The sequence below is a fragment of the Streptomyces sp. NPDC044719 genome, assembly GCF_056433405.1.
On sequence record NZ_JBWKHE010000005.1, the window covers coordinates 601,054 to 616,207 of the forward strand.

12 protein-coding genes and 1 pseudogene are annotated in these 15,154 nt (G+C 72.1%); 4 read left to right on the forward strand and 9 right to left on the reverse strand.

Features of this window, described 5'->3' with window-relative positions; translation table 11 throughout:
• Positions 1-11: 11 nt before the first annotated feature.
• From AC07DF_RS22875 to AC07DF_RS22890, 4 genes are all read right to left on the reverse strand, one after another.
• A complete protein-coding gene (locus tag AC07DF_RS22875; protein WP_478974204.1) occupies positions 12-1,229 on the reverse strand; it encodes an MFS transporter in 1,218 nt (405 codons plus the stop codon).
• A 95-nt stretch (positions 1,230-1,324) separates the two neighbouring features.
• On the reverse strand, positions 1,325-2,284 hold the full coding sequence (locus AC07DF_RS22880) for an endonuclease/exonuclease/phosphatase family protein (RefSeq protein WP_478974665.1): 960 nt from the start codon (positions 2,282-2,284) through the stop codon (positions 1,325-1,327).
• Positions 2,285-2,553: 269 nt separating this feature from the next.
• Positions 2,554-3,204, reverse strand: coding sequence for a TetR/AcrR family transcriptional regulator (locus tag AC07DF_RS22885; RefSeq protein ID WP_478974207.1), 651 nt, complete (start codon positions 3,202-3,204; stop codon positions 2,554-2,556).
• A 46-nt stretch (positions 3,205-3,250) separates the two neighbouring features.
• Positions 3,251-4,852 carry an MFS transporter gene (locus AC07DF_RS22890; protein ID WP_478974210.1) on the reverse strand — a complete coding sequence of 534 codons (1,602 nt, stop codon included), beginning with the start codon at positions 4,850-4,852 and terminating at the stop codon, positions 3,251-3,253.
• A 201-nt stretch (positions 4,853-5,053) separates the two neighbouring features.
• On the opposite strand from AC07DF_RS22890, the gene panB reads away from it, so the two are divergent.
• The 3 genes from panB (at position 5,054) to AC07DF_RS22905 (ending at position 7,899) form a co-directional block, all read left to right on the forward strand.
• Entirely contained in the window at positions 5,054-5,929 is an 876-nt protein-coding gene (gene panB, locus AC07DF_RS22895; protein WP_478974213.1) for a 3-methyl-2-oxobutanoate hydroxymethyltransferase, read from the forward strand.
• A 132-nt stretch (positions 5,930-6,061) separates the two neighbouring features.
• Positions 6,062-7,081 (forward strand): ATP-binding cassette domain-containing protein, encoded by a 1,020-nt coding sequence (locus tag AC07DF_RS22900; RefSeq protein WP_478974216.1) that lies wholly within the window; start codon positions 6,062-6,064, stop codon positions 7,079-7,081.
• Positions 7,078-7,899, forward strand: a complete 822-nt coding sequence (locus tag AC07DF_RS22905; RefSeq protein ID WP_478974219.1) for an ABC transporter permease — start codon at positions 7,078-7,080, stop codon at positions 7,897-7,899. The genes AC07DF_RS22900 and AC07DF_RS22905 overlap by 4 nt, the downstream gene beginning before the upstream one ends.
• Before the next feature lie 21 nt (positions 7,900-7,920).
• On the opposite strand, the gene AC07DF_RS22910 is transcribed toward AC07DF_RS22905, so the two are convergent.
• Together AC07DF_RS22910 and AC07DF_RS22915 are read right to left on the reverse strand one after the other, a co-directional pair.
• The gene (locus AC07DF_RS22910; RefSeq protein WP_478974222.1) at positions 7,921-11,202 is read right to left on the reverse strand and encodes a BTAD domain-containing putative transcriptional regulator; all 3,282 of its coding nucleotides are present in this window, start codon (positions 11,200-11,202) and stop codon (positions 7,921-7,923) included.
• A 160-nt stretch (positions 11,203-11,362) separates the two neighbouring features.
• Positions 11,363-12,034, reverse strand: coding sequence for a DUF6578 domain-containing protein (locus AC07DF_RS22915; protein WP_478974225.1), 672 nt, complete (start codon positions 12,032-12,034; stop codon positions 11,363-11,365).
• A gap of 105 nt (positions 12,035-12,139) precedes the next feature.
• Here AC07DF_RS22915 and AC07DF_RS22920 point away from each other — a divergent pair, with 105 nt between their 5' ends.
• Entirely contained in the window at positions 12,140-12,940 is an 801-nt protein-coding gene (locus AC07DF_RS22920; RefSeq protein ID WP_478974228.1) for a site-2 protease family protein, read from the forward strand.
• A 9-nt stretch (positions 12,941-12,949) separates the two neighbouring features.
• On the opposite strand, the pseudogene AC07DF_RS22925 reads toward AC07DF_RS22920, so the two are convergent.
• The 3 genes and pseudogenes from AC07DF_RS22925 to AC07DF_RS22935 all read right to left on the reverse strand — a co-directional run bounded on the left by AC07DF_RS22925 (position 12,950) and on the right by AC07DF_RS22935 (position 15,062).
• A pseudogene (locus AC07DF_RS22925) lies at positions 12,950-13,181 on the reverse strand (hypothetical protein).
• 13 nt (positions 13,182-13,194) lie between these two features.
• A complete protein-coding gene (gene npdG, locus AC07DF_RS22930) occupies positions 13,195-13,914 on the reverse strand; it encodes an NADPH-dependent F420 reductase (protein WP_478974231.1) in 720 nt (239 codons plus the stop codon).
• Between the two features lie 38 nt (positions 13,915-13,952).
• Positions 13,953-15,062 (reverse strand): sialidase family protein, encoded by a 1,110-nt coding sequence (locus tag AC07DF_RS22935; RefSeq protein ID WP_478974234.1) that lies wholly within the window; start codon positions 15,060-15,062, stop codon positions 13,953-13,955.
• Between the last annotated feature and the right edge of the window lie 92 nt (positions 15,063-15,154).

Consider the following 15,154-nt stretch of genomic DNA (forward strand, 5'->3'; position numbering starts at 1 on the left):
ACCGGCAACGATCAGTGGTGCACCGCTTCCGCCTCCTGCGGGACGTGGCTCGCCACGATCCGCTCGCGCCCGGCGGCCGGCGCCCGGCGCCTGTCCACCGTGTACGCCGCCGCCGCCACGGCCAGGCCGAGGACGGCCAGTGCCGCGCCCGCCAGGGCCGGGGAGGTGACCCCGAAGCCCGCGGCCAGGGCGAGGCCGCCGATCCAGGCGCCGCCCGCGTTGGCCAGGTTGAAGGCGGCCTGGTTGGCGGAGGAGGCCAGGGACGGTGCCGAGGCGGCCTTCTCCATGACCATCAGCTGCAGCGGGGAGCCGGTGGCGAAGGCCGCCATGCCGAGCAGGATCACGGCGACGGCAGCGGTCAGCTCCGTACGCATCAGCAGCGGGAAGAGCGCCAGCACCACCACGAGGGACGCCAGGCCGCCGAACAGTGTGCCCCGCAGGGAGTGGTCGGCCAGCCGGCCACCGAGCAGGTTGCCGGCGGTCGCGCCGACGCCGAACAGCGCCAGCAGCAGGGTCACACTGGCGCCGGCGTAGCCGGCGGCGTCCGTGAGCATCGGCGTGATGTAGCTGTACGCCGAGAAGAGGGCGCCGAAGCCGGCGACCGTCGTGCCGAGCGACAGCCAGACCGGGAGGGAGCGCAGGGCGGCGAGTTCGCCGCGCAGGCCCTTGGCGGTGGTGTGCTCGTGGTCGTGCGGGATGAGGAACGCGAGCGCGGCGATCGCCGCCAGGCCGATGGCGCTGACGCCGAGGAAGGTGGCCCTCCAGCCGAGGTTCTGGCCCATCAGGGTCGCCACGGGCACGCCCGCGACGTTCGCGACCGTCAGGCCGAGGAACATCAGGGAGACCGAGCGCGCCTTGCGCTCCGGGGCGACCATGTTCGTCGCGACGACGGCGCCCACACCGAAGAAGGCGCCGTGCGGCAGGCCGCTCAGGAAGCGGGCCGCCAGCAGCCAGCCGTTGTCGGGTGCCAGGGCCGACAGGGCGTTGCCCACGACGAACAGTCCCATCAGGCTGATCAGGACCGTGCGGCGGGACATCCGGGCCGTGACCGCGGCCAGCAGCGGAGCGCCGATGACGACGCCCAGCGCGTACGCCGACACCAAGTGGCCGGCGCTGGGTATCGAGATGTGCAGGTCGTCCGCGACATCGGGCAGCAGCCCCATCATCACGAACTCGGTGGTACCGATGCCGAAGGCGCCCACGGCGAGGGCGAGCAGGGCCAGGGGCATGAGGAAGCCTTTCGAGTCTTGCTGGGGATCCGTACTTCGTATGTTCAAGTACGGAACAAAGTCTCTCAGGCCTGCTATTCCGCCTACGGCCCTCCTCAGCCGTCTGTGGCGACCCTCACACGGGCCGCGATCGGCAGATGGTCACTGCCCGTCTCCGGCAGGGTCCAGGAGCTCTCCGGGTCCAGGCCCCTGACCATGATCTGGTCGATGCGCGCCATCGGGAACGACGCCGGCCAGCTGAACCCGAAGCCGTTGCCGGCCGCGCCCTGCGTGGAGCGCATCTGGGAGGTGACGGCGTTGAGCGCGCGGTCGTTCATGGTGCCGTTCAGGTCGCCGAGGAGCACGACGTTCTTCAGCGGCTCGTGGGAGATGGCTTCGCCGAGGGCGTCCGCGCTCCGGTCGCGCTGCCGGGCCGTGAAGCCGGCCTCCATCTTGACGCGCACCGACGGCAGGTGGGCGACGTAGACCGCGACCTGCCCGGCCGGGGCGGTCACGGTGGCGCGCATCGCGCGGGTCCAGCCCAGGTCGATGTCGACGGCCCGCACACCGGTCAGCGGGTACTTGCTCCACACCCCGACCGTGCCCTCCACCGAGTGGTAGCGGTAGGTCGACGCCAGCGCCTTCTCGTACGTCGGGACGGCGGAGGCCGTCAGTTCCTCCAGGGCCAGTACGTCCGCGCCGGAGGCGGCCACGTCACGGGCGGTGCCGGCCGGGTCCGGGTTGTCGGCGTTGACGTTGTGCGTGGCCACGGTGAGGTCGCCGCCGGTGACGGTCTTGTCGCTGAGCTGGCCGCCGAAGAGGTTCAGCCAGACCAGCGACGGCAGCAGCAGCGCGATCAGCGCGGTCGCCGACTTGCGGATGACGGCGAGCAGGAGCAGCACCGGGACGAGGAGCCCCAGCCAGGGCAGGAACGTCTCGATGAGGCTGCCCAGGTTGCCGATGCTGTTGGGGATGTGCGAGTGCACCAGCATGACCACGGCCAGCAGCACCGCGCAGAGGGCCACGAACAGACCGCGCCGCCACATCCTCGGGTCGCCACGCCGGCCGCCGGTCATACGGTCGAACAGGCGGCGAAGCCGGTTTCCCCGGCGCTCGGGCCCCGAGCCGCCGTTGTCCGTCTCCGTCATGTACGCCTGCTGCGCCATACCGTCGCCTCACTGCCTGCCGTGCACACCATCGCCCCCGTGTCATTACCGACCCTAGGGGATGATCCGTTCCGTTCCCGCCGTCCGTCGACGGCCGTACGGGGGCGAGGACGAACGAGTCCGCGCGGCGAGTTCCGGTCACCGGCTGTGAAAGCGCCCTCTGTGACGAAACGCGCACACTAGGACGGCCGCGGGACCGAACTGACGGACGGTGAGCCACCGGGACGGAGCCCTTCGAGCAGTGTGTCGACGACCTGCTCCGCGAGTCCCTCCGGCAGGTCGGCGTCCGGGTGCAGGACGGCGCGCAGGAGCAGGGGGCCGACGAACAGGTCGTTGAGCAGGTCGAGGTCGACGTCCGCGCGCAGTTCGCCGTTCTCCTGGCCGCGGCGCAGCACCTCCAGGCCGAGCCGGCGGCGGGGCTCGATGACGGTGGCGTGGTACGCCGCCCAGATCCTCGGGCTGCTCTTCATCTGGGCGTGCACGCTGTGCAGAAGCGCCGACGAGCGGTTGGCCAGGCCGCGTCGCCGCACCTGCTCCAGCAGGACCACGAGGTCGTCGCGCATGGAGGTGCCGGGGAGCGGCGGGTCGGGGGGTTCGGCGGCGCGCACGACGTCGACGAAGAGTGCCTCCTTACCGCTCCAGCGGCGGTAGATGGTGGCCTTGCCGACACCGGCGGTGCGGGCGACGCGCTCGATGGACAGCTCGGCGAGGGGCACGCCCTCCTCCAGGAGCCTCATCACGCCCTCGATGATGGCGCGTTCGACGGCCTCGCTTCTGGGGCGGCCCCTCGGGGGGCCGTCGTTCGGGGGGTGCCGTTCGGCGAGGCTCACGTCGCTCCGTCCTTTGCTGGCTGGTGAGATGCAGTGTCGCGCAGGGTCACGACCGCGCGTCGGACAACTCCTTCTTCTCGTCCCCCTGCTCGGGTGCCGGGGGTTTCCCGGGCAGGAACAGCGCCACGACGACCGTGCCGATCAGGGCGACGCCCGCGCCCCACAGGGCGGTGATGTGCATCGCGTGCAGGAAGGCGTCGTAGGCGGGGGTGACGAGGGCCTTGCCCTCGGGGCCGAGCTTCGCCGCGACGCCGAGCGTGGCCTCGATGGATTCGCCCGCGGTGTGGCGCACGGCGGGCGGCAGCACGCCGAGCTTGTCGTCGATGCCGGTGCGGTACGCCGTGGACAGCACCGAGCCGAGGACGGCGATGCCGAGGGCGCCGCCGACCTGCCGGAAGGTGTTGCTGAGCGCGGAGGCCGAACCGGCCTTCTCGCGGGGCAGGGCCTGCATGATGACGACGCTGACCGGGGTCATGATGTGCGCCATGCCGGTGCCCATGAGGAAGAAGATGACCTCCAGGATCCAGATGGGCGTATCCGCGTCGAGGGTGGCGAAGGCGGCCAGCATCGCGGCGATGACCAGCATTCCGGCGGTCGTGGTGGCCTTGTTGCCGAAGCGGTCGACCAGCAGCCGGGCCCGGGGCGCGAAGATCAGCTGGGCGGCGGCCAGCGGCAGCATCAGCAGGCCGGTCTGCAGGGGCGAGTAGCCGCGCACGCTCTGCGTGTAGAAGACGGAGAAGAAGGTCACGCCCATCAGCGCGAAGAAGACCAGCGCGATGGCGGCGATGGCGGCCGAGAAGACCTTGTCCTTGAAGTACGTGACGTCGATGGACGGGTGGTCGCTGCGCTTCTCGAACACGACGAAGGCGACGAGGACGGCGAGGCCCGCGCCGATCGTGGACAGCACGGTGGCGTCGGTGAAGTCGGCGAGCTGGCCGCCCTTGATGATGCCGTAGACGAGCAGGACCAGGCCGACGACGGAGAGCACGACGCCGACGGGGTCGACACGGCCCGGGTTCGGGTCGCGGGAGTCGGGCACCAGCCACAGCATCAGCGCGAGGGCGAGCAGCACGATCGGCACGTTGATGAGGAAGACCGAGCCCCACCAGAAGTGGTCCAGCAGGACACCGCCGGTGATCGGGCCGATGGCGATGGCGAGGCCGACGCCACCCGCCCAGATGCCTATGGCCTTCGGTTGCTCCTCGCGTTCGAAGACGTTCATGAGGACGGCGAGGGTGGCGGGCATGACGAACGCGGCACCCAGGCCCATCACGGCCCGGAAGGCGATCAGCTCCCCGGGCGAGCCGGAGAACGCGGCGAGCGCGGAGCCGATGCCGAACACGGCGAGGCCGCCGAGCAGCACCTTCTTGCGGCCCAGCCGGTCGCCGAGCAGCCCGGCGGTGAACAGCAGGCCCGCGAAGACGAGGGTGTAGGCGTTGATCGCCCACTCCAGCTCGCTCTGCGTGGCGCCCAGGCCGGTCGGGGCCGGGGTGGAGATCGTCTTGATGGCGACGTTCAGGATCGAGTTGTCGAGGACGACGATCAGCAGGCTGAGCATCAGCACACCGAGGATCGCCCAGCGGCGCCGGTGCACCGCTTCCGGTATCCGGGGGCCGGTGGGGGCGGCGCGGTCGGCAGGAGTAGTCATGCCGCCGAGCGTAGAACCATTTCGATACGAGACCGTCTCGTATTGGAATACCTTTACCGAGCTCTTACGCGCCCTGTGCTCGGGACGCCGGGTCGGAACTCACAAGGGCTCCCCTAGCCCTGACTGGCACGAGGTGCCACCATGGACGTGGTCCGGGGACGCCGTCAGGGCGCCTCGAGATGACGTGTGAGGAGCCGTGCAATGACGCAGCTTTCGGCTGCCCAGAACGAGCGGACGAAGCCCTCCGACGGCGGCAAGGCGCTGTACGGAGGCAAGGGCACCCGCCGTATCACCGTGCGCGACATCGCCGCCGCCAAGGAGCGGGGCGAGAAGTGGCCCATGCTCACCGCCTACGACGCGATGACCGCGTCCGTCTTCGACGAGGCCGGCATCCCGGTCATGCTCGTCGGCGACTCGGCGGGCAACTGCCACCTGGGGTACGAGTCGACCGTGCCCGTCACCCTCGACGAGATGACCATGCTGTCGGCGGCGGTCGTACGGGGCACCTCGCGCGCCCTGATCGTCGGCGACCTGCCCTTCGGCTCCTACCAGGAGGGTCCCGTGCAGGCGCTGCGCTCGGCGACCCGGCTGGTGAAGGAGGCGGGCGTGCAGGCCGTGAAGCTGGAAGGGGGCGAGCGGTCGCACGAGCAGATCCGGCTGCTCGTCGAGTCCGGCATCCCGGTCATGGCGCACATCGGCCTGACCCCGCAGTCCGTCAACGCGATGGGCTACCGCGTGCAGGGGCGGGGCGAGGAGGCGGCCCAGCAGCTGCTGCGGGACGCGAAGGCCGTGCAGGACGCGGGCGCTTTCGCGGTGGTGCTGGAGCTGGTCCCGGCGGAGCTGGCGGCCGAGGTGACGCGGGTGCTGCACATTCCGACGGTGGGGATCGGGGCCGGCCCCGAGACCGACGCGCAGGTGCTGGTGTGGACCGACATGCTGGGTCTGACCGGCGGGCGCGTTCCCAAGTTCGTGAAGCGGTACGCCGACCTGCGTGAGGTCATGGGCAGCGCGGTGAAGGCGTTCGCCGAGGACGTGGTCGGCGGAACGTTCCCGCAGGAGGAGCACTCCGTCCACTAGAGCCACAGCGGTACCACGGGCGGCCCGCCGATCTTCCCCCAGTCGGCGGGCCGTTCCCGTGTCGGGGCCCCGGCACCGGTCTGTCGGCCGCTTGTCGGTGGTTTGTCGGTGGGCCCTGAGATCGTCTGTCTCATGACGCGAATCGACACACACGCCGGCGGCGCCGCGGTCACCGTGCGGGGGCTGGTGAAGCACTACGGCGAGACCAAGGCACTGGACGGGGTCGACCTGGACGTGCGGGAGGGCACCGTCATGGGGGTGCTCGGCCCGAACGGGGCCGGGAAGACGACCCTGGTGCGGATCCTGTCCACGCTGCTCGCCCCCGACAGCGGCCAGGCCACCGTCGTCGGCTACGACGTCGTACGGCAGCCCCGGCATCTGCGCCGGGTGATCGGGCTCACCGGGCAGTACGCCTCCGTGGACGAGAAGCTCTCGGGCTGGGAGAACCTGTACATGATCGGGCGGCTGCTCGATCTGCCCCGCAAGAGCGCCCGGGGCCGGGCCGACGAACTGCTGGAGCGCTTCTCGCTCACCGAGGCCGCCAAGCGGCCCGCGGCGACGTACTCCGGAGGCATGCGGCGACGGCTGGACCTGGCCGCGTCGATGATCGGCCGGCCGGCCGTGCTCTTCCTGGACGAGCCGACCACCGGACTCGACCCGCGCACCCGCAACGAGGTGTGGGACGAGGTCAAGCGCATGGTCGGCGACGGCGTCACCGTGCTGCTCACCACCCAGTACATGGAGGAGGCCGAGCAGCTCGCCACCGAGCTGACGGTCGTCGACCGCGGACAGGTCATCGCGGGCGGTGCCATCGAGGAGCTGAAGGCGAAGGTCGGCGGCCGCGCGCTGCGGATACGCCCGGCCGATCCGGAGCACCTGCGGCCCCTCGCCGCCGCGCTGGACGAGCTGGGGATCACCGGGCTCGCCACCACGACCGTGGACACCGACCGGGGCGACGTCCTCGTGCCGATCCTCAGCGACGAGCAGCTCACCGCCGTGGTCGGCGCCGTCACCTCGCGCGGCATCACGCTCTCCTCCATCACCACCGAACTGCCCAGCCTGGACGAGGTGTTCCTGTCCCTCACCGGCCACCGCGCCAGTGCCCCGCAGGACACCGTGCCCGCCGACGACCGTCAGGAGGTCGCCGTATGAGCGCCGCCACCGCAGCCCTCCACGAAGGCGAGGCGGACGCCCGTATCTCGCCGCGCGCGCACCTGCGCCACACCGGGGCCCTGGTACGCCGCAATCTGCTGTGGATCCGCAAGGACCCGGAGTCGATGGCCGACGCGCTGCTGATGCCGGTCATCTTCACCCTGCTGTTCGTGTACGTGTTCGGCGGCTCGATCGGGCAGGCGCTGGGCGGCGGGCAGGACCAGTACGTGCAGTACGTGATCCCCGGCATGATCGCGATGATGAGCATGACGCTGTCCCAGGGCGTCGGCACGGGCTTCAGCCAGGACTTCAACTCCGGTGTCATGGACCGCTTCCGGTCCCTGCCGATCGGGCGGGGCTCGGTGCTCTTCGCGAAGATCTCGGTGGAGCTGCTGCGGATGCTGTTCGCGACCGCCGTGCTGATGATCGTCGCCGTCGCGGTCGGGTTCGAGATCACCAACTGGCCCGGTCTGTTCGCGACCCTGGCCCTGTCCACCGCGTTCGCCTCGTCGATCATGTGGGTGTTCCTCACCCTGGGCGTGATCATGAAGAACGCGCAGTCCGTGCAGGCGATGGGCTTCCTGGTGCTGTTCCCGCTCCAGTTCGGCTCGTCGATCTTCGCGCCGACGACCTCGATGCCCGGCTGGCTGCAGGCCTTCACCGACTACAACCCGCTGTCCACGCTGGCGGACGCCGCGCGCGGTCTGATGGTGGGCGGGCCGGTCGCGCACGATCTTGGCGTGACGCTCGGCTGGTCGGTGGCGATCACGGCGGTGATGGCGCCCATCGCGATCCACAAGTTCCGCACCAAGAGCTGACCGAGCGCTCCCTGGTCCGCGTCAGAGCAGGGCGGTGGCCTCCTCCAGGGAGAGGCCGCCGCCCTCCGCGTACGCGGTCTCGTACGCCTGGTCGCCGAGCAGCGCACGGGCCTGCCGCTCCGCCCACTCGCGGGTCTGGCGCTCCTGCCGCTGGGCGACGTGGCCGGACGGCAGCAGGGAGTCGAAGGCGCCCAGGCAGCGGGCCGCGTCCACGGCGCGCCGCCCGCCGTCGAGGGCTGCCAGGGCCGAGGCACCGATGATCAGGTAGCCCGAGCGCATATGGGGCGCGATGGCCTCGGTCAGCGGGTCGGCGGCCCGCTCCATCGCCTTGCGGATCCGGTCCAGGCACTCCTCGTACCGTCCCTCCGTGGCGTCCAGCCAGGCCTCCGCGCCGAGGATGAACGCGTCGAAGACGATGAAGTTGGCGATACGGAAGTCCTGGCGCAGCCGCCGCAGGTGCTCGCGGGCCTCGGGTACGCGGCCGGTCATGCCGAGCCAGCCGGCCAGGAACAGACGGGCGGCGGGCATGGCCTCGCTGTGCGTGTCCTCGCGCTGTGCGATCACCTCGCGCAGCAGCCGCTCGCCGCGTTCGCCCTCGCCCGCCTCCAGCAGCGCGCCGGCCAGCCGGGCGCTGAGGACGGCCGCCTGGGCGCGGGCTCCGAGCCGTTCGGCGTGCCCGATGGCCGCCTCGTAGTCGGCGGCGGCCCTCGCGTAGTCGCCCTTGCGTTCGCGGGCCTCGGCGCGCGCGGAGAGGGCATCGGCGGTGCCCCAGGTGTCACCGAGGCGCTGGTAAATCTCCAGCGACTCGTCGGCGTCGCGGGCGGCGTCGCCCGCCCAGTCGGTGCGGTTGGCGAGGAAGTTGGCCCGCATCTGGAGGCCGGCGGCCAGCTCCCAGTCGAAGCCGGGGGTCTCCCGGCAGGTGCGGATGGACGCGTCGATGATGACGCGCAGCCGTTCCATGTCACCGGTCAGCATCACGGCGAAGAACCAGAGCAGGCCGGGGAGCCGGCAGGTCTGCGGCAGGCCGGGCTCGTAGGTCTGGGCGATGGTCCGCAGCTTCCGCTGGGACTCGGGGTTCTGCCAGGCGTCCAGCTCGGTGTCCATGCAGGCGAGATGGGCCAGGTGGATCCCGCGCCGGGCCTCCTGGAGGACCTCGCCGGTCATCGGGGGCGGGGCATCGGTGCAGCGCTGCCGCACCGGGGCGGCGCGGCGGACAGGCTCGGTGAAGGGGTCGGGGCCGAGGGCCATGACCTCGGAGCACCAGTTGCGGGCCTCGATGCGCAGGTCGCGCATCTGCCAGTACCAGACGAGGGACAGCGCCAGGCAGAGCGCCTCCTGCTCGTCGCGCAGGGCGACGGCGTGGCGCAGGGCGGTGCGCAGGTTCTCGTACTCCCGCTCCAGTCGGCCGATCGCGGCGAGCTGACCCCGGCCGCGCAGCAACGGGTCGGTGGTGCGGGCGAGTTCACGGAAGTACGTCAGGTGGGCGCGCTCGGCCTCGGCGCGTTGCCCGGACTCGTCCAGCCGCTCGGCGGCGTACTCGGCGACGGTCTCCAGCAGCCGGTAGCGCATCTCGCCGTCGGCCGACTCGCCGGGCGGTGTGGCGACGACCAGGGAGCGGTCGACGAGCGAGCCGAGCGTCTCCAGAGCGACCGGCCCGCACACGGCCTCGGCGGCGGGCAGGTCGCAGCCGCCCGCGAACACCGACAGCCGTCGCAGGACGTCCCGTTCGTCCTCGTCGAGCAGGTCCCAGGACCAGTCGACGACGGCTCTGAGGGTCTGCTGGCGGGGCAGGACGGTCCGGCTGCCGGAGGTGAGGAGACGGAAGCGGTCGTCGAGCCTGTCGGCGATCTGGCGTGGCGTCAGCATCCGCAGCCGGGCGGCGGCCAGTTCGATGGCCAGCGGCAGGCCGTCGAGGCGCCGGCAGATCTCCGCGCACGCCTCGAGGTCGTCTTCGATCCGGAAGCCGGGCCGGGCCGCCGCGCCCCGGTCGGCGAGCAGCCGCAGCGCGACCGGCTCGGGCAGCGGATCCACGGGCCGCAGCAACTCCCCGGGCACGCCGAGGGGTTCGCGGCTGGTGGCGAGGACGGTCAGGCCGGGGCAGCGCTCCAGCAGTTCCTCGGTGAGCCGGGCGGCGGCGTCGGCGACGTGCTCGCAGTTGTCGAGGATCAGCAGCATGCGGGATCGGGAGCAGTGCTCGGCGAGCCGCTCGACGGGGTCGTCGAGCCGGTCGGCCACGGCGGCCCGGATGCCCTCGGCGCCGGCGCCGTACAGCACGGTCTCGCGGGCGCCGACGGCGGTGAGCACGGCTTCCGGTACGGCGGCCGGGTCGTCGACCGGGGCGAGTTCGGCCAGCCACACCCCGCCCGGCATGGCGTGCCGCAGGGTCTCGGCGGCCTCCTGCGACAGCCGTGTCTTGCCGGCCCCGCCGGGTCCGAGCAGGGTGACCAGGCGGGCCGCGGTGAGATCGCCCCGGATGGTCTCGATGTCGCTCTCGCGGCCGATGAATGAGGTGAGCCGGGCCCGCAGGTTGCCGACGGACTGAGGCACGACGGCGGGCGCGGCTACGGGCCTGTCCCCCAGGCTCAGCAACTCCGCGTGCAGGGACCGCAGTTCCGGCCCCGGGTCGGCCCCCAGCCGGTCGGCGAGCAGCCGCCGGACCTCCTCGTAGGCGTCCAGCGCCTCCGCCGTGCGGCCCGCGTCACGCAGGGCACGCAGGCGCAGGGTCTGGAGGGGCTCGTCCAGGGGGTGGCTGTCACACAGGGCGGTCAGCTCCGGCAGGGACTGCTCGGCCTGGCCGAGGGCGAGGGAGGCGGTGTGGCGGGCGCGCAGGACGTCCAGGCGGCGGGTGTCCCGGCGGGACGCCTCGGCGGTGCGGTCGGGGAGGTCGGCGAGAGCCGGGCCGCGCCACAGGGCGAGGGCGTCGTCGAGGATCACGGCGGCCTTGGCGGGGTCGCCGTCGGCCAGGGCCCGCAGTCCCTCGCCTGCCAGCCGCTCGAACCGGTGCAGATCGACGTCGTCGGGCGCGGCGGCCAGCCGGTACCCGCCTTCGGCGGAGAGGACAGCGCCGGCCCCGAGCGCCCGCCGCAACCGCCCGACCAGCGCCTGCAGCGCGGCCGGCCCGTCGGCGGGCGGGGCACCGTCCCACACCTCGTCGACGAGCAGCCCCACAGGCACGGTACGGCCGGCCCGCAGAGCGAGCACGGTCAGCAGCGCACGCAACCGCGCCCCGCCCACCGGAACGACCGTGCCGTCGGTGCGGAGCGCCTGCGTGGTGCCGAGGATGCGGTAGCGCACGGGGTCCATTGTCTCCGGTGGTACGAGGACGGGTCACGAGGTTTCTTCGGCGCGGCGGGCGACCGGGCCGGGGTCGGTCATCCGGCCGCGGGCATGCGTTCCGCCAGGGACGGCACGGGTGGGCGCAGCGGCGGCACCCCGCTCCGCCGGGCTGCGGGCCCACCCGGCCTCAGCCCCGGCGCCCCGCACCCCGCGCCCTCCGTGGCGCCGCGACCGTGCTCAGCGAGTGCAGCAGCGCCGACAGCGCCTCCGCCGGGACGCCTTCCGTCTCCGCCCCGGGCTCGGTGCCCTGCTGGGGCAGGCCCAGGGCCTCGCGGACGGCGTGCGAGAGCCAGGAGTCCGTGCCCGGCACCTCCAGGGTCACCACCACCCCCGACTCCCGCCGCCGGCGCCCCTGCTCCGCGGCATCGTCGGCGAACCACTTCGGGCATCGGTCGACCGCCCTCAGACTCCGTTCCCCCGGAACCGGCTCCCAGGAGCGCGAGCCGGGCGGGGCCTCGGCGTAGCCCTGGGACAGCACCTGCACGGCCCGTACCCGCCCGGTGACCTGGGGCCAGGACGTGCCGTGCCGCTCGACGGAGAGCAGCCCGACCGACCGGATCCACCCCTGGGGCTCCCCGGCCAGTCCCACCGTGAGGCCCGTCTCCTCCCGCACCACCCGGACGCCGCCCACATGCTCCACCGGCCCGGCGACCTCGGTGAGCTGGTCGTGCCAGCCGCCGCCGTACGCGTCGTCCGCGTCCAGGAGCAGCAGGGGCCAGCTCACCTCGTCCCCCACCGAGAACGGCGTGCCGCAGCACTCCATCTGCCAGTCCGCGTAGAACACGTGCCAGAGCCCCATGCGCCCACCCTCTCCGGAACCGAACGCCCCGCGCGAGACGTTTTCCCCGTGCGCCCGGTACGGTCGGGCAGTCCCATCGCGTGTCCGAAGAGTGCAGGGAGCCCCATGACCACCGCCACCAGCCGCCACAGCGAGCGGCGGATCAGTCCCGTGTTCGTCGGGATCATGGCCGTGACGGCGGTCACGGGATGGGCGACCTGGACCGGTTTCGCGGAGCAGCCCGGCGTCGCCGTGTTCCTGTTCGTGACGGCGGCCTGGATCGTCTCCCTGTGTCTGCACGAGTACGCGCACGCGCGCACCGCCCTGCACAGCGGCGACATCTCGGTCGGCGCGAAGGGCTATCTGACCCTGAACCCGCTGAAGTACACGCACGCGCTGCTGAGCATCGTGCTCCCGGTGATCTTCGTGATCATGGGCGGGATCGGCCTGCCCGGCGGCGCGGTCTTCATCGAGCGGGGGCGGATCCAGGGACGCTGGCGGCACAGTCTGATCTCGGCGGCGGGTCCGCTGACGAACGTGCTGTTCGCGATCGTCTGCACGGCTCCGTTCTGGCTGGACGCGCTGGACGGCGTGCCGAGCGACTTCCGGTTCGCGCTGGCCTTCCTCGCCCTGCTCCAGGTGACGGCGGCGCTGCTGAACTTCCTGCCGGTGCCGGGCCTGGACGGCTACGGCGTGATCGAGCCGTGGCTGTCGTACAAGATCCGGCGCCAGGTGGAGCCGTTCGCGCCGTTCGGCCTCCTGTTCGTGTTCGCGCTGCTGTGGCTGCCCGCGGTGAACGGCGTGTTCTTCGACGTGATCGACGCGATCCTGAAGTCCCTGGGGATCAGCGACTTCGAGACGTACTGCGGTCAGGAGCTGTACCGCTTCTGGCAGGGCGGCAACGAGTTCTGCCAGGCGGCTCCGTGACGGAAGCGGTCAGTGCGTGACCGACTTCTGAGCCCTGGCGCGCTTGAGGTAGTACCAGGCCATGTTGGACGACAGTCCGGCCAGCAGGACCCAGACGATCCCCAGCCAGCTGCCCTCCACGAAGGAGACCACGGCCGCGGCCACGGAGAGGACGCAGACGATCAAGGCGTAGACGGCGAGGCGGGGCATGTCGGTCGGCTCCTGTCGGGGGACACTGCTGGTGCCGTCCAGTGTCCCCCATACACCTCACCCGCTCACACGTCGGTGACGCGCAGCCCCGCGTGTGCCTTGTAGCGGCGGTTCACGGAGATCAGGTTCGCCACCAGTGACTCCACCTGGTGGGCGTTGCGCAGCCGCCCCGCGAAGATGCCGCGCATACCGGGGATACGGCCGGCCAGCGCCTGGACGATCTCGACGTCCGCCCGCACCTCGCCGAGCACCATCACATCGGTGTCGATCTCCTCGATCTCCGGGTCCTGGAGCAGCACGGCCGACAGGTGGTGGAAGGCGGCGGTGACCCGGGAGTCCGGCAGCAGGGCGGCGGCCTGCTCGGCGGCGCTGCCCTCCTCGGGCTTGAGGGCGTAGGCGCCCTTCTTGTCGAAGCCGAGCGGGTTGACGCAGTCGACGACCAGCTTGCCGGCCAGTTCCGCGCTCAGGGATTCGAGGGTCTTGCCGTGGCCGTCCCACGGCACGGCGACGATCACGATGTCGCTGCGGCGCGCGGTCTCGGCGTTGTCGGCGCCCTCGACGCCGTACCCGAGTTCCCCGGCCGCCGCCTGGGCGCGCTCGGCGGCCCGCGAGCCGATGATCACCTTCTGGCCGGCCCGGGCGAGCCGGTAGGCGAGGCCCTTGCCCTGGGGCCCGGTTCCGCCGAGCACTCCGACGACGAGTCCGGAGACGTCGGGCAGGTCCCAGGGGTCCTTGGCGGGGGCCTTCTGGGCGTTGTCGGTGGCAGCACTGTCGGTAGAGGTCATGGCCCCGACTCTACGTCCGCGCCGGTGCCCCGGGCGGCTCAGGTCAGCTCAGTCACGGGCACCCGCCGGAAGGTGATCGTCTCGTAGGCGCCGAAGTCGCCGGTCTCGTACAACAGCCCCACGGTGTCCGGATCGACGCGGACCAGATCCGAGTACGCGGCGGGCAGGCCGTCCACCGTGAACGCCGGGCGCCAGGTGGTGCCGCCGTCGGTGGAGGCGCGGATCGTCATCAAGGCGCGGAAGCCCGGGTCGGCGGGTCCGGAGTACAGGAGCACATCGGGGTCGCGGAGTTGCAGGACGCTCGCCTCGCAGACCGGGGCGGCGAGACCGGCCTGCGGGCGGAAGGGCTTCACCAGGGTCAGTCCGCCGTCCGCGGAGTGGGCGTCGGCGCGGGTGCCGGGTGAGGTGGAGTCGTTGCGGGTGTTGAAGTAGACGCGGCCGTCGGGGAGTTCGGCGGCGGTGGTCTCGTTGGCGTTGATGTAGCCGTCGGTGTCGTCGTCGACGTACCCGATGCGCCAGGTCGTGCCGCGGTCGTCGCTGAGCAGGCAGTGGCCGCCGTTGTACCGGCCCTCGGTGCCGTTGTCCGTGCCGGTGGGCGGCAGGGAGTGGTTGGCGGGGACGACGATCCGGCCGGTGCTGAGCTGGATGGCGTGGCCGGGGGTGGTGGCGTACCAGCGCCACTGCGGCTTCTTGGTCTGCTGGGTGATCTCCTTCGGCGCGGACCAGGTGAGGCCCTCGTCGTCGCTGTGCCGTACCCAGACGCGGCGCCCGTCCGCCGCGCTGACCTTGCCGCGCCGGATGGCGTCCTCGGTGGCGAGGGCCGCGTTGCGGACGTGCACGAGCAGGACGCGGCCGGTGTCGAGGACGACGGGGGCCGGGTTGCCGGCGAGGGCGTCGCCGTTCTCCGCGGCGATCTGGAGCGGACCCCAGGTGCGGCCGCCGTCCGTGGAGCGTTTGAGGACGACGTCGATGTGCCCGTAGTCGTCCCGGGAGCCGACCCGGCCCTCGCAGAAGGCGAGCAGGGTGCCGATGGGGGTGCCCCCGCTCGAGCGGAGCCGAGAGTGGGGGACGGTGGCGACGACGGCGGGGATCCGGAAGCTGGCGTATCCCTCGCGGCCGGCGCGGAAGGGGACGCTGGTCTCGGTCATCGGCGGGTGCCTCCGGTCGTTCGAGGACGGAACGGGTGACCGGGCGGTCTACCCAAGCCGGGCGAATGCGGGGTGAACTCCACATCACGAGT